Source organism: Salipiger sp. PrR007, assembly GCF_010499845.1.
In the GTDB taxonomy this organism is placed as follows: Bacteria; Pseudomonadota; Alphaproteobacteria; order Rhodobacterales; family Rhodobacteraceae; genus Salipiger; species Salipiger pacificus_A.
The window spans coordinates 53,499-66,865 of the sequence record NZ_JAAGOZ010000030.1 but is presented as its reverse complement, the minus strand read 5'-3'; the positions used below and the strand labels follow the sequence as shown (position 1 = coordinate 66,865).

Annotated in this window: 12 protein-coding genes and 1 pseudogene; 8 read left to right on the top strand and 5 right to left on the bottom strand. The window is 66.5% G+C overall.

The window, feature by feature from the left end; translation table 11 throughout:
- Positions 1 to 140, bottom strand: a pseudogene (locus G0Q01_RS14740) (sarcosine oxidase subunit beta); the annotation flags it as partial.
- Positions 141 to 337: 197 nt separating this feature from the next.
- Here G0Q01_RS14740 and G0Q01_RS14735 point away from each other — a divergent pair.
- Positions 338 to 1,381: a GlxA family transcriptional regulator gene (locus G0Q01_RS14735; RefSeq protein ID WP_235940158.1), complete on the top strand. Its 1,044-nt coding sequence runs from the start codon at positions 338 to 340 to the stop codon at positions 1,379 to 1,381.
- 17 nt (positions 1,382 to 1,398) lie between these two features.
- Here the strand turns inward: G0Q01_RS14735 and yghX are convergent, their stop codons facing one another.
- The 4 genes from yghX to G0Q01_RS14715 form a co-directional block, all read right to left on the bottom strand.
- Positions 1,399 to 2,292 (bottom strand): YghX family hydrolase, encoded by an 894-nt coding sequence (yghX, locus tag G0Q01_RS14730; protein ID WP_164196178.1) that lies wholly within the window; start codon positions 2,290 to 2,292, stop codon positions 1,399 to 1,401.
- A 103-nt stretch (positions 2,293 to 2,395) separates the two neighbouring features.
- Positions 2,396 to 4,294, bottom strand: a complete 1,899-nt coding sequence (gene prpE / locus G0Q01_RS14725; protein ID WP_164196177.1) for a propionate-CoA ligase PrpE — start codon at positions 4,292 to 4,294, stop codon at positions 2,396 to 2,398.
- A 308-nt stretch (positions 4,295 to 4,602) separates the two neighbouring features.
- Positions 4,603 to 6,882: an NADP-dependent malic enzyme gene (locus G0Q01_RS14720; protein WP_164196176.1), complete on the bottom strand. Its 2,280-nt coding sequence runs from the start codon at positions 6,880 to 6,882 to the stop codon at positions 4,603 to 4,605.
- 188 nt (positions 6,883 to 7,070) lie between these two features.
- Positions 7,071 to 7,283, bottom strand: a complete 213-nt coding sequence (locus G0Q01_RS14715) for a DUF3072 domain-containing protein (RefSeq protein WP_108969235.1) — start codon at positions 7,281 to 7,283, stop codon at positions 7,071 to 7,073.
- Positions 7,284 to 7,510: 227 nt separating this feature from the next.
- On the opposite strand from G0Q01_RS14715, the gene G0Q01_RS14710 reads away from it, so the two are divergent.
- The 7 genes from G0Q01_RS14710 to G0Q01_RS14680 all read left to right on the top strand — a co-directional run bounded on the left by G0Q01_RS14710 (position 7,511) and on the right by G0Q01_RS14680 (position 13,276).
- Positions 7,511 to 8,431, top strand: coding sequence for a manganese-dependent inorganic pyrophosphatase (locus tag G0Q01_RS14710; protein WP_164196175.1), 921 nt, complete (start codon positions 7,511 to 7,513; stop codon positions 8,429 to 8,431).
- Positions 8,432 to 8,522: 91 nt separating this feature from the next.
- Complete coding sequence (locus G0Q01_RS14705) at positions 8,523 to 9,389, top strand: aldose 1-epimerase family protein (protein WP_164196174.1); 867 nt, start codon at positions 8,523 to 8,525, stop codon at positions 9,387 to 9,389.
- Between the two features lie 81 nt (positions 9,390 to 9,470).
- Positions 9,471 to 10,343 (top strand): TIGR01459 family HAD-type hydrolase, encoded by an 873-nt coding sequence (locus G0Q01_RS14700; RefSeq protein WP_164196173.1) that lies wholly within the window; start codon positions 9,471 to 9,473, stop codon positions 10,341 to 10,343.
- Between the two features lie 109 nt (positions 10,344 to 10,452).
- Entirely contained in the window at positions 10,453 to 10,896 is a 444-nt protein-coding gene (locus tag G0Q01_RS14695; protein ID WP_164196181.1) for a MaoC family dehydratase, read from the top strand.
- An 86-nt stretch (positions 10,897 to 10,982) separates the two neighbouring features.
- Positions 10,983 to 11,525, top strand: coding sequence for an NADPH-dependent FMN reductase (locus tag G0Q01_RS14690; protein WP_164196172.1), 543 nt, complete (start codon positions 10,983 to 10,985; stop codon positions 11,523 to 11,525).
- 141 nt (positions 11,526 to 11,666) lie between these two features.
- On the top strand, positions 11,667 to 12,266 hold the full coding sequence (locus G0Q01_RS14685; protein WP_164196171.1) for a TetR/AcrR family transcriptional regulator: 600 nt from the start codon (positions 11,667 to 11,669) through the stop codon (positions 12,264 to 12,266).
- Positions 12,267 to 12,295: 29 nt separating this feature from the next.
- Positions 12,296 to 13,276, top strand: coding sequence for a zinc-binding dehydrogenase (locus G0Q01_RS14680; RefSeq protein WP_164196170.1), 981 nt, complete (start codon positions 12,296 to 12,298; stop codon positions 13,274 to 13,276).
- Positions 13,277 to 13,367 lie beyond the last annotated feature (91 nt).

Below are 13,367 nucleotides of genomic sequence, written 5' to 3'. Positions count from 1 at the left end.
GCGCCCAGACCGTGCCCCCCCGCCCCGACGATCACCACGTCGTACGCGGCCTTCGGCTGGCTGTCCGGCCATTGCTCGGTCCAGTCCTTGTGACCGGTCACGGCGTTCTTGAGAAGGGAAAAGGCGTTGAAACGAGTCATCGGCGGGCCCCGGATTGGAGGAGAGTGCTGGGGACCCTTGCTAAGCCATCCGGGTCGCTTACACGTGAAGAATTGCGCCACCAAAAATGAACTGAAGCGTCATGAGCCGGATTTCCGACGCTGTGAGGCCGCTCTCTCGTGCGGCGCGCGGCGCATCTTCCCCTGCCCGCCGCATCTCTGTAGGATTACGCCAGCCCATGAAGAATCCCGCCATGCCGTCTGCCTTGCCCACCAAACGCCTGCGTGTCGCCTTCCTTCTCGCGGGGCGCTTCACCCTCTCGGCCTTTGCCAATTTCGTCGACGTGCTGCGGCTCGCCGCCGACGAGGCCGACCTGTCGCGCCCCATCCTCTGCGACTGGACTGTGCTTTCGGACACGCTCGGACCGGTCCGCTCGAGCTGCGGGGTGCGCGTTCAGCCCGACACGCGCCTGCGCAACGCCGGGAGCTACGACTACCTGGTGGTGGTCGGCGGGCTGATCAGCGACGAGGTGGCGCTGAGCCCGGCGGAGCTCGCCTATCTCAGGCGGCAGGCGGCGGCAGGGGTCCCGGTGGTCGGTCTCTGCACCGGCGTCTTCATCCTGCAGGAACTGGGGCTACTCAAGGGCTACCGCTGCTGCGTGAGCTGGTTCCACCACCAGGATTTTGTCGACCGGTTCGAGGCGGAGACGCCGGTGTCAGACCAGATTTTCGTGGTCGACCGTGACCGGCTGACCTGTTCGGGCGGGCACGGGGCTGCGCATCTCGCCGCCTTTCTCGTGCAGCGCCACATCGGCCAGTCGGCGGCGGTCAAGAGCCTCAACATCATGATGATCGACGAGGCGATGAGCGGCGAGAAGGCACAGCCCGGTCAGGCACTCACCCGGCGCGCCCGCGACGAGCTGGTGAAACGCGCGGTGCTGCGCATGCAGCAGCACATCGAATTGCCGAAACCCATCGACGAGATCGCCCGCGAACTCGGGACCTCTCGCCGGACGCTGGAACGGCGGTTCCTCGCGGATCTCAAGCAGACCCCGCTCAAGGCCTACATGGAGCTGCGGCTCGAGCGCGCGCTGATCCGGCTGCGCAGCAGCGATGCCTCGGTGACCGAGGTGGCGCTGGCCTGCGGCTTCTGCGACGGGCCGCACCTGTCGCGCACCCTCAAGGCCGAGCGCGGTATCACCCCGGCGGAATACCGCAAGGCGCAAGGCGGCGGCAGCGACCAAGAGCTGGCCGTGGGGGTGCTGCTGCCCCGATCCGAATAGCGAGCCGCGCGGCCCGCTCAGCCGAGATACTTGTTGAACCACTCTATCGTGCGCGACCACGCCAGCTCTGCCGCCTCGGCGTCGTAGCGCGGCGTGGAGTCGTTGTGGAAGCCGTGGTTGGCCCCCTCGTAGATATACGCCTCGAAGGTCTTGCCGTTGGCCTCCAGCGCCTCCTTGTAGGCGGGCCAGCCGGCGTTCACCCGCTCGTCGAGCGCGCCGTAGTGCAGCAGGATTGGCGCCTCGATCTTGGGCACGTCCTCGGCCGCAGCTTGCCGGCCGTAGAAGGGCACCGCGGCGCCCAGCTCGGGATAGGCCACCGCCGCGGCATTGGCCACGCCGCCACCGTAGCAGAAGCCGGTGATGCCGACCTTGCCGGTCACCGCGTCATGGGCCATGAGGAATTCGACAGCGGCAAAGAAGTCGTTCATCAGCTTCTCGCCATCGACCTGCTGCTGCAGTGCCCGGCCCGCCTCGTCGTTGCCGGGATAGCCACCAAGGGGCGTCAGCCCGTCCGGCGCCATGGCAATGAAGCCGGCCTTGGCGAGGCGGCGCGCGACGTCCCGGATATAGGGGTTGAGACCGCGGTTCTCGTGCACCACCACCACGCCCGGCGCGGTCTCTTGGCCCGTGGGGCGCACGAAATAGGCGCGCATCTCGCCGTGGCCGTTGGGCGAGGGATAGGTGATCCACTCGGCGAGAATGTCGGGATCGTTGAAACTGACCTGCTCGGCAAGCGCGTAGTTCGGGCTCATCATCGACAGGATCGCGGCGGCCGTGAGCCCGCCCACGGCAAACTTGCCGGCACGATCGAGAAACTCTCGCTTGGTGATCATGCCATGGGCGTAGAAGTCGTAGAGCTCCAGCAGCTCCGGGCTGAAGTCCTTTGCGGTCATGCGGGTCTGTTCGGTCATCGGGGGCCTCCTCTGCACACGCCCGCAGGGTAACACGTCCAGAGACGCGTGCAGTCACACAGGCGTGTGCGCGGGGCGCCGAGGTGGCGCCCGGTCATTCGTGTCAGGCCGACGCCTTGGCGTAGCCGAGTGGCGTCACCGCCTCGCGGATCTCGCCTAGGATTGCGGGATCGTCGATCGTCGCAGGCGTCTTGAACTCGGCGCCATCGGCGATCTTGACCATGGTGGCGCGCAGGATCTTGCCCGAACGGGTCTTCGGCAGGCGGTCCACCACCGTGCAGAGCTTGAAGGCCGCGACCGGTCCGATCTGGTCGCGCACCAGCTTCACCGCCTCGCGGACCACCTCGTCGTGCGGCCGGTCGCAGCCAGCGTTGAGGCAGAGGAACCCCATGGGCAGTTGGCCCTTGAGCGGATCGGTCACGCCGATCACCGCGCATTCGGCGACATCGGGATGGTTCGACAGAATCTCTTCCATCGCGCCGGTCGAGAGCCGGTGCCCCGCCACATTGATCACGTCGTCGGTGCGGGACATGATGTAGAGATAGCCATCCGCATCCTTCATCCCCGCGTCGCCTGTCTCGTAGTAGCCCGGGAAATGGGTGAGATAGGCGGACTTGAAACGCTCCTCGGCATTCCACAGCGTCGGCAGCGTGCCCGGCGGCAGCGGCAGCTTGATGGCGATGGCGCCCAGCTCTCCGTCCTTCACCTCGTGGCCGCCCTCGTCGAGGATGCTCACGTCATAACCCGGCATCGGCACCGAGGGCGAGCCCAGCTTGACCGGCAACTGCTCGATCCCCAGTGGGTTGGCAGCGATGGCAAAGCCGGTTTCGGTCTGCCACCAGTGATCGATCACCGGAACGTTCAGCTGGGTCTGCGCCCATTGGATGGTGTCGGGATCGGCACGCTCCCCGGCGAGGTAGACCGCCTGAAGGCAACTGAGGTCGTATTTCTTGACGAACTCCCCCTTGGGATCCTCGCGCTTCACAGCGCGGAAGGCGGTGGGCGCGGTGAAGAAGCTCTTCACCCTGTGCTCGGAGATCACTCGCCAGAAGGTGCCCGCGTCGGGGGTGCCGATGGGCTTGCCCTCGAAGACGATGGTGGTGTTGCCGTGGATCAGCGGCCCGTAGCAGATATAGCTGTGACCGACGACCCAGCCCACGTCAGAGGCCGCCCAGAAGCGGTCGCCCGGCTCGACGTTGTAGACGTTCTTCATCGTCCAGTTCAGCGCCACCAGATGACCGCCGGTGTGGCGCACGACGCCCTTGGGCTGGCCAGTGGTGCCGGAGGTATAGAGGATATAGGCCGGGTGGTTGCCCTCGACCGGGACGCATTCGGCAGGCTCGACGCCGTATTGGAAGCCGTGCCAGTTCACGTCGCGGCCGGGGGTCAGCGTTGCAACCTCCTGCTCGCGCTGGAAGATGACGCAGAAGTCGGGCTTGTGGGTGGCGGCGTCGATGGCACCGTCGAGCAGCGGCTTGTAATGCACAACGCGGTTCGGCTCGAGCCCGCAGGAGGCGGCGATGATGCACTTGGGCTTGGCGTCGTCGATGCGCACCGCCAGCTCGTGCGCGGCAAAGCCGCCGAAGACCACCGAGTGGATCGCGCCGAGCCGGGCGCAGGCAAGCATCGCCTCGAGCGCCTCGGGGATCATCGGCATGTAGATGATGACCCTATCGCCCTTCTCGACGCCCTTGGCCCGCAGCGCGCCGGCCAGGGTGGCGACGCGGTTGCGCAGCTCGACATAGGTGATCTCGCGCTTGGTGTGGGTGATCGGGCTGTCCCAGATGATTGCCACCTGCTCACCCCGGCCGTTCTCGACATGGCGGTCGACCGCGTTCCAGCAGGTGTTGGTCAGCCCGTCGGCGAACCATTCGAACATGCCCGCGCCCCGGTCGAAGAGCGCCTTCGAGGGGGCCTTGTCCCAGTCGATCGCCTCGGCGGCCTGCATCCAGAACCCCTCGGGGTCCGACGCCCAGCCGGCATAGATGTCCTTATAGCCCATGGTGCCTCCTCCTTGCGCCCGTCTCCACAGCGGTGCGCAATTTTGATACGGCTCGAAGCTGTCACCCGGCAAGTCTGTTACCGCGCACAGGGACAGAAGGACGCAGAAGTTTGCTGTTTTTTGCGAAGCACCGGCGAAGAAAATTTGCAAAGCCGCGAGGCCTGCAAATTCTTCTGCAAACCGCGCCATTTTTTGCAAATTCGGCGCAACCGTTCCATGGAGAACGACCAGCGCGGACGGGAGAATCGCAATGACGGCGGAGCCTGGAGTGTCGGCCGCGGCGCCAAGGCGCCGCGGCCGGGCTCGGATCAGCCGTAGTGCGCCACCGGGGTTCCGGCGACGGCGGCCATGTTGAGCAGCCCGCGCGCGGTGATCGAGGGGGTCACGATATGTGCGCGGTTGCCCATGCCCATGAGGATCGGCCCGACTTCCAGACCGCCCGCCTTCACCTTGAGGATGTTGCGCACGCCCGAGGCGGCGTCGGCCTCGGCGAAGACCAGCACGTTGGCCGCGCCCTGCATCCGGCCGTTGGGCAGCAGCCGCGCGCGCAGCTCGGGGTCGAGCGCGCTGTCGACATGCATCTCGCCCTCGTAGACGAAGTCACGCGGTGCACTGTCGAGGATCTCGAGCGCCTTGCGGATACGCGGTCCGGAGCCGTCGGCCTGATTGCCGAACTGCGAGCGCGAGCAGAGCGCGACCTTGGGCTCGAGGCCGAAGCGCCGAACGTGACGCGCGGCGCCGATGGCGGTCAGGGCGATCTGCTCGGGTGTCGGCTCGATCCAGATCTGCGTGTCCGAGATGAACAGCGGACCGTCTTCGAGGATCATCATCGACAGCGCGCCATGCGGCTGCGCCCGTTCGCTGCCAAGCACTTGCGTGACGTAATTGAGGTGCCAGCGGTACTCTCCGAAAGTGCCGCAGATCAGCGCGTCGGCCTCGCCACGATGCACCATGACCGCGCCGATGGCGGTGGTGTTGGTGCGCATCACCGCACGGGCGAGATCCGGCGTCACGCCGCGCCGCGCCATGATCCCGTGGTAGGTTTCCCAGTAGTCGCGGTAACGCGGGTCGTTCTCGGGGTTCACCACGTGGAAGTCGCGGCCCGGGCGCACCGTCAGGCCGAGCCGCTCGCAGCGCATTTCCAGCACCTCGGGGCGACCGATGAGGATCGGCGTTTCGGTGGTCTCTTCGAGGATAGCCTGCGCCGCGCGCAGCACACGCTCGTCCTCGCCCTCGGCGAAGACGATCTTGCGCGAAGCGGTGGCGGCGGCCTCGAACACCGGCCGCATCAGCAGGGCCGACTTGAAGACGCTGGCGTTCAGCTTGTCCTTGTAGGCCTTCAGATCGGCGAGCGGACGCTGCGCCACGCCGGTCTCCATCGCCGCCTTGGCCACGGCCGAGGAGACCACGGCGGAAAGACGCGGATCGAAGGGCTTGGGGATCAGGTAGTCGGCGCCGAAGGTCAGCTGCTCGCCATGGTAGGCAGCGGCGGCCTCGGCCGAGGTGGTGGCGCGGGCCAGCGCCGCGATCCCCTCGACGCAGGCGACCTGCATGGCGTCGTTGATCTCGGTCGCGCCGACGTCGAGCGCGCCGCGGAAGATGAAGGGGAAGCACAGGACGTTGTTGACCTGGTTCGGGAAATCGCTGCGGCCAGTGGCGATGATCGCATCCGGCGCGACGCTGCGCGCGAGGTCGGGCATGATCTCGGGCGTCGGGTTGGCCAGCGCGAAGATGATCGGGCGCGCGGCCATCTTGGCCACCTGCTCGGGTTTCAGAACGCCGGGGCCGGAAAGCCCGAGGAAGAGGTCCGCGCCCTCGATCACCTCGTCCAGCGTGCGCTTGTCGGTGGCCTGAGCAAAAGCGGCCTTCTGCGGGTTCATGTCTTCCTCACGGCCCTCATGGACCAGGCCGTGGATGTCGCAGAGCCAGATATTCTCGCGCTTGACGCCGAGCTTGACCAGCATGTTGAGGCAGGCGATGCCCGCCGCGCCGCCGCCCGTCGAGACGATCTTGATGTCCTCGAAGGACTTGCCGGCCACGTGCAGCGCATTGGTCGCCGCGGCGCCCACCACGATGGCTGTGCCGTGCTGGTCGTCGTGGAAGACCGGGATGTTCATCCGCTCGCGGCAGATCTTCTCGACGATGAAGCAATCGGGCGCCTTGATGTCCTCAAGGTTGATCGCCCCGAAGGTCGGCTCGAGCGCGCAGACGATCTCGGCCAGCTTCTCGGGGTCGGGCTCGTTGAGCTCGAGATCGAAGCAGTCGATATTGGCGAATTTCTTGAAGAGGACCGCCTTGCCTTCCATCACCGGCTTCGACGCCAGCGGGCCGATATTCCCGAGCCCGAGCACCGCGGTGCCGTTCGAGACCACCGCGACGAGGTTGCCGCGCGAGGTGTAGCGCGCGGCGTTGGCGGGGTCCGCCTTGATCTCGAGGCAGGCCTCGGCAACGCCGGGGGAATAGGCGCGGCTCAAATCCCGTCCGTTTGCCAAGGGCTTGGTGGCGCGGATCTCGAGCTTACCGGGCTTGGGGTTCTCGTGGTAGAAAAGCGCCGCCTGACGCAGGCTTTCCTGAGCGGTATCGGTCATGTCGTAGGCCTCCCATCGAAGATGGTTCAACGTTGAACAATCTGCCCATGCGGGCTCGGGGGCCGGGTATCAGGAATTGCGATGCCGGTAAACGAAAAACGCCGGACAGCCCATCACGGCTCTGTTTGGAAGGGCGGAGACCTGCCCGCCCCGCCGCTCTCGAGCAGGGCCGTGATCGGGCCGCGTGGTCAGGACGCCGGAGGGGTGGTGCCGGCAAGATCATCGAGCTCGGCGATGCGCCGCTCGGCCTGCCAGAGGGTCAGCTCGGCGTCAAAGGTCTCGCCCGCGCGTTCGGACAGATCACGAAGGCGCTGCTCCTGCTCGGCGGTCATTGGCTGGCGCGGATCGGGCGGCACGTCCATGGCGGCGTCGATCGGGCGCGGGCTGGTCATGAAACTCATCGTGGTTCCTCCTTATGGGGCACTCAACGCGGGTGTGCTGGCGCGGTTCCATGACACCGCGGAAACAGGGCAGAAACACAACGGAAACGTGGCAGGGACAGCGCAAATCCCGCGATGGCAGCGGCATTTGGCGGCGTGACAAGCCGCGGGCATCTGCCTATAACGCCCCGCGAAAGCCGCGATGCATCCCGATGCACCTCCCTATGAACCCGAGGAGTTTCTTCCGCATGACCACCCTGGTTTTTGGCCACAAGTCCCCCGACACCGACTCCACCGGCAGCCCGATCATCTGGTCGTGGTACCTCAGCGAGGTGAAGGGCGTGGACGCCAAGCCCGTGCTGCTGGGGGAACCCAACACCGAGGCCGCCTTCATGCTCGAGCACTGGGGCCTCGAGAAGCCCGAGATCATCGCCGACGTCGAGGCCGATGCGCCCGTGGTGATCGTCGACACCAACAACCCCGCCGAGCTGCCGGCCTCGATCAACAGCGCCGACATCCGCGCCATCATCGACCACCACAAGCTGGTCGGCGGGCTGGAAACCAAGGGCCCGATCGACATCACCGTCCGCCCGCTGGCCTGCACCGCCACCATCATGATCGACCTGATGGGCAAGGATTTCGTAAAGATGCCCGAAGCGATCAAGGGCGCGGCGCTGACCTGCATCCTGTCGGACACGCTGGCCTTCCGTTCGCCGACCACCACGCCGCATGACCGCGCCGTCGCCGAAACGCTGGCGGCCGATCTCGGCGTCGAGATCCCCGACTTCGCCGTCGAGATGTTCGCCGCCAAATCGGACGTGTCGGACTTCTCGGACGCCGAACTGATCCGCATGGACAGCAAGGAATACGAAGTCGGCGGCACCAAGTTCCGTGTCTCGGTGCTGGAGACCACCGCGCCCGAGATCCCGCTTGGCCGCAAGGACAGCCTGATGCAGAGCTTCAAGACCGTCGCCGCCGAGGATGGCGTCGACGAGGTGCTGCTCTTCGTGGTGGACATCCTCAAGGAAGAAGCAACGCTGCTGGTGCCGAACGATCTGGTGAAGACGGTGGCCGAAAAGAGCTTCGGCGCGAATGTCGAGGGCGACACCGTGGTGCTGCCGGGCATCATGTCGCGCAAGAAGCAGATCATCCCGAACCTGAAGGTCTGAGCCGCCGCGCCGCGCAGACCCCCAAGGGCACCCCGTCGGGTGCCCTTTTTCGTGCCCTTTGTCCCGTGACCTTCCTGCCCGGAGCCCTGCCATGACCGACCTCGTCACCCTCTCCGACGCCGATCTCACCCTCACCGTCGCGCAACTCGGCGCCGAGCTGCAGAGCTTTGCAAAGGGCGGCAAGGAGCTGCTCTGGCAGGGCGATCCTACGTGGTGGTCCGGCCGTGCGCCGATCCTGTTTCCGATCGTCGGCCCCGCGCCCGGCGGGCGGCTTCGTATCGACGCGTTCGAGTCGGAGATGGCCCAGCACGGCTTTGCCCGCCAGAGCCAATTCCTGCTCGACGAGAGCTCCGCAACCTCCTGCCGCCATGTGCTGAGCGACAGCGAAGCGACCCGCGCGCAATACCCGTTCTCCTTCCGGCTGGCGGTGACTCACGCGCTCGAAGGTGGCACGCTGAAAGTCTCCGCCGATGTCTCCAACACCGGCGATGCGCCGCTGCCCTTCTGCCTTGGCTTTCACCCCGCCTTTGCCTGGCCGCTGCCGGGCGCCGAGGGCCGGCCGCATGGGGTAACGCTCGCCGACAAGGCCGAGCCAGCGCTGGCCCGGATCGACGCTGGACGTCTCGGCGACGCCCACCTGCCCTCGCCCTTCATCAACGGCAAGCTCACTCTCGCCCACGAGCAGTTCGAGGCGGACGCGATGATCTTCCCGGAGGGCGCGGGGACGGCGCTCTCCTACGGCGCGGAGCACGGCCCGAGGCTCGATTTCACCTTCGAAAACCTGCCCTTTCTCGCGCTTTGGCAAAAGCCCGGCGCGCCCTACCTCTGCGTCGAGCCCTGGCATGGGATGCATGCGCTCCAAGGCGCCTCGTCCCAGCTCTTGGAACGTCCCGGCGCGCTAAGCCTCGCTCCCGGCGAAGGCGCGAGCTTCGGCTACACCGTCACCCCGCATCTCTGAGCCCCGCGGCGCTGGCCTCATCGCCCGCGCTGGCCTATCAAGGGCGCACCTCTCACACTCAAAGTCCGACAAAGGCTTCCCATGACCCGCATCATCCAGTCGCTTTCCGAGATCTCGCAGAATTACGAGGCGGCCTTCGTCGACCTCTGGGGCTGCGTGCATGACGGCGTGAAGGCCTTTCCCGCCGCCATCGAGGCGCTGCGCGCTTTCCGCGCCCGGGGTGGCACCGTGGTGCTGCTGACCAACGCCCCGCGCTCGCGCCACGAGGTGGTCAAGCAACTCGAGGGTTTCGGCGTGCCCGAGGACGCCTGGGACAATATCGCCACCTCCGGCGACAGCGCCCGCGTCGCCATGTTCCGCGGTGAGGTCGGCCAGAAAGTCTACTTCATGGGCACGCCCTTCGATGAGCCCTTCTTCGAGCCGATCAAGCTGCTCGAGAACCCGCTGCCGATTGAGCGCGTCGCCCTGGAAGAGGCCGAAGGCATCGTCTGCTGCGGCCCGTTCGATCCGCATGCGGATCCCTCGGAGCTGCGCCCGCAGCTGCTTTACGCCAAGCAAAAGGGCATGAAACTGCTCTGCGCGAACCCCGATATCGTCGTCGATCGCGGCGAGACCCGCGAATGGTGCGCCGGCGCGGTGGCGCAGCTCTACACCGAGATGGGCGGCGAGAGCCTCTATTTCGGCAAACCGCATCCGCCGGTCTATGACCTCGCGCGCCGCCGGCTCGCCGAGATCGACCGCAGCGTGCCCGACAGCGCGATCCTGTGCATCGGCGACGGCATTCGCACCGACATCCTCGGTGCGGTGGGCGAGGACATCGACTCGCTGTTCATCACGGGCGGGCTCGCGGCCAAGGAAACGAAGACCGACGAACAGCCCGAGGCCGAGGCGCTCGAACGCTACCTCGCCGACCAGCAAATGGAACCGACCTATTCGATTGGCTTCCTACGCTGAAAGATACAAATTCTCCTCTTGATTTTCTGCGGTCGCGAAGTAATAAAATTACTCACTGATCCAATTCAGTCGCATTTTTATTACCGGACCGCAGATCATGGAGGAGAAGATGCTCGACAACCTGCCCCGCGGGACGATCTGCATCGAGGACATCGAAATGGGTATGTCCCGGCACCTGCGCAAAGAGGTGACCGACCGCGACATCGCGCTTTTTGCCGAGATCTCGACCGACCACAACCCGGTCCACCTCGATGACGCCTACGCGCAGGATACGATCTTCGAAGGGCGCATCGCCCATGGCATGCTCACCGCAGGGCTGATCTCGGCGGTGATCGGCGAGCAGCTTCCCGGCCACGGAACGGTCTACCTTGGCCAGACTTTGAAGTTCATCGCCCCCGTCCGCCCCGGCGACACGGTGCTCGCCGAGGTCACGGTCCGCGAGATCGATTTTTCAAAACGCAGGGTCATGCTGGACTGCAAATGCTCGGTCGACGGACAACCGGTGCTGGTCGGCGAGGCCAAGGTGCTCGCGCCCTCGCGGAAGTTCGACTGACCGGTCGCTTTCTCCGCGCCATCAATGTCTTGCCGGGGGCGCCGACGCGAGCCATGCTGCGGTTCACCTAGCGGAAGGACTGACCCATGCCCCGAATTCTCGGCCTCAGCGGCAGCCTGCGCGCCGCCTCCTACAACGCCGGCTTGCTGCGCGCCGCCATGGAGCTGGCGCCCGAGGACTGCCCGGTGCTCCCCGGCTCGATCCACGAGGTGCCGCTGTTCAACGCCGACGAAGAGGCCGGCGAGGGGCTGCCCGTGGCGGTGAAGACCTTGCAGGCGCAGTTGGCGGAGGCCGATGGGTTGCTGCTGGTCACCCCCGAGTACAACGGCGGTATTCCGGGCGTTTTCAAGAATGCCATCGACTGGATGTCACGCGGCGAGGGCGGCAAAGCGTTCAAGGGCAAGCCGGTGGCGATCATCGGCGCGTCGCCCGGCGGGTTCGGGACAATCCTGTCGCAGACGCATTGGCTGCCCGTGCTGCGCGCATTGGGGGCGCAACCTTGGCTTGGCGCAAAACTGATGGTGTCGCGCGCGGGTAAATCCTTTGATGCGCAGGGCACCCTCACCGACAGCGCCGTGCGCGAGCAGCTGCAGGCCTATCTCGCGGGCTTCGCCGCGAGTCTCGACTAAGACCTCCTTGGGTGGCCCCGGCAGGCTCTGCGCCTGCCGATCACGCTTCGTGACACGTGGCCTCCGTCTGGCGCGACGTCATCGGGAAAATCTGCCGCGGAGCATCTAGACGACCGGTCTATTTTAACTACATAGCACCCCATGACCGAGCCGAGCAAATCCGAAGCAACCCGCAAGAAGATCCTGGCCAGCGGCCGCGAGCTTGTCCTGAGGGGCGGCTTCACCGGCGTGGGCCTGTCGCAAATCCTCAAGGAAAGCGGCGTGCCCAAGGGGTCGTTCTACTATTATTTCGCCTCCAAGGAGGCCTTCGGCTGCGCCCTGCTCGAGGACTACGTCTCCGAATATCTCGAGAGATTTGATGCCCTCGCGGAGACCCCGGGCAGCGCTGGCGACCGGCTCGCAGCCTATTGGGACTCCTGGCTCGGCGAGGACGCCTCGGCGGGACTGGCGTCACGCTGCCTTGTGGTCAAGCTCGCCGCCGAGATCGCCGATCTCTCGGACGACATGCGCCGGGTGCTCGACGACGGGGTCTCTGACCTTGTTGCGCGCCTCGCCGCGCTGCTGATTGAAGGCGCCGAGGACGGCTCGCTGCGGCCGCTGCCCGACCCCGAGGGCGCGGCGGGCGGAGCCTACGCGCAATGGCTTGGCGCGGCGATCCTTGCCAAGCTCTCGCAAAGCGACGCGCCCCTTCGGCAGGCCCGCGCCGACACCGTGCGCCGCCTCTTCCCCGACACTCCCTGACCCCTGTTTTTGACACGAAGGACCCCGACATGCGTGCTGCATATCACGACGTTTTTGGCGACCCCGCCGATGTGATGCTCTTTGGCGAGATGGAGACGCCCAAGCCCGGTCCGGGCGAGGTGCTGATCAAGACCATCCTGTCGCCGATCCACAATCACGACCTGTGGACGATCCGCGGCCAATACGGCTACGTCCCCGAGCTGCCCGGCGAGATCGGCGGCTCCGAGGCGGTCGGCATGGTCGCCGCCCTTGGCGAGGGCGTCGACAAGGCGTTGCTCGGCCAGCGCGTTTCGGTCGGCGGCGTGCACGGCAGCTGGGCCGAATTCTTCGTCGCCAAGGCGGCGACGCTCGTGCAGCTGCCCCAGAGCATCCGGGACGAGGACGCGGCGCAGCTCATCGCCATGCCGTTCAGCGCCATCGCCCTGCTCGACTCGCTCAAGGCCGGCGAAGGCGACTGGCTTGTGCAGACCGCGGCCAATGGCGCTGTCGGCAAGATCATGGTGAGCCTTGCGAAGGCGCGCGGCATCAAGCTGTTGAACCTCGTGCGCCGCGCCGATGCAGTCGAGGAGATGAAGGCGCTCGGCGCCGAACACGTCCTGTCCACCGCCGACGAAGGCTGGCTCGACACCGCCAAGGCGCTGATCGGTCCCGCGGGCGCGGTCTCGGCCATCGACTCCGTCGGCGCCGAGCTGGGCATGGCGCTGGCCGCGCTGCTGGGCAAGGACGGGGAATACGTGGTCTTCGGCACGGCGACCGGCGCACCGCTTCAGCTGCCGAGCGGTGAGATGATCACCAAGCACTTGGCCGTTCGCGGCTTCTGGGCCTCGCGCGTGTTCGGCGAGATGAGCAGCGAGACGCAGGTGCGCCTGCTGACCGAATTGGTGACCCTGGCGGCGCAAGGCAAGCTGGCGCTCGACGTGGGCGGCGTTTTCGACCTGGCGCAGGTCACCGAGGCGATGCACGCAGCCCAGACGCCCGCCCGCAGCGGCAAGATCCTGCTGCGGGCCTGACCCGCGGCGCTTCCCCTGATACAAGGCCCCTCGCCCGGACCGGCGGGGGGTCTTTTTCTGTGACGCGCCGCTCGGCCCTGCCTGGCGCGGG

Excerpts from the sequence above, each read along its gene's own strand:
- G0Q01_RS14695 (WP_164196181.1), top strand. The coding sequence starts at position 10,453 with ATGCTCGACAACCTGCCCCGCGGGACGATCTGCATCGAGGACATCGAA.
- G0Q01_RS14715 (WP_108969235.1), bottom strand. The coding sequence starts at position 7,283 with ATGAGTTTCATGACCAGCCCGCGCCCGATCGACGCCGCCATGGACGTG.
- G0Q01_RS14690 (WP_164196172.1), top strand. The coding sequence starts at position 10,983 with ATGCCCCGAATTCTCGGCCTCAGCGGCAGCCTGCGCGCCGCCTCCTAC.
- G0Q01_RS14685 (WP_164196171.1), top strand. The coding sequence starts at position 11,667 with ATGACCGAGCCGAGCAAATCCGAAGCAACCCGCAAGAAGATCCTGGCC.
- G0Q01_RS14680 (WP_164196170.1), top strand. The coding sequence starts at position 12,296 with ATGCGTGCTGCATATCACGACGTTTTTGGCGACCCCGCCGATGTGATG.
- prpE (WP_164196177.1), bottom strand. The coding sequence starts at position 4,294 with ATGGGCTATAAGGACATCTATGCCGGCTGGGCGTCGGACCCCGAGGGG.
- G0Q01_RS14710 (WP_164196175.1), top strand. The coding sequence starts at position 7,511 with ATGACCACCCTGGTTTTTGGCCACAAGTCCCCCGACACCGACTCCACC.
- G0Q01_RS14700 (WP_164196173.1), top strand. The coding sequence starts at position 9,471 with ATGACCCGCATCATCCAGTCGCTTTCCGAGATCTCGCAGAATTACGAG.
- G0Q01_RS14735 (WP_235940158.1), top strand. The coding sequence starts at position 338 with ATGAAGAATCCCGCCATGCCGTCTGCCTTGCCCACCAAACGCCTGCGT.
- G0Q01_RS14720 (WP_164196176.1), bottom strand. The coding sequence starts at position 6,882 with ATGACCGATACCGCTCAGGAAAGCCTGCGTCAGGCGGCGCTTTTCTAC.
- G0Q01_RS14705 (WP_164196174.1), top strand. The coding sequence starts at position 8,523 with ATGACCGACCTCGTCACCCTCTCCGACGCCGATCTCACCCTCACCGTC.
- yghX (WP_164196178.1), bottom strand. The coding sequence starts at position 2,292 with ATGACCGAACAGACCCGCATGACCGCAAAGGACTTCAGCCCGGAGCTG.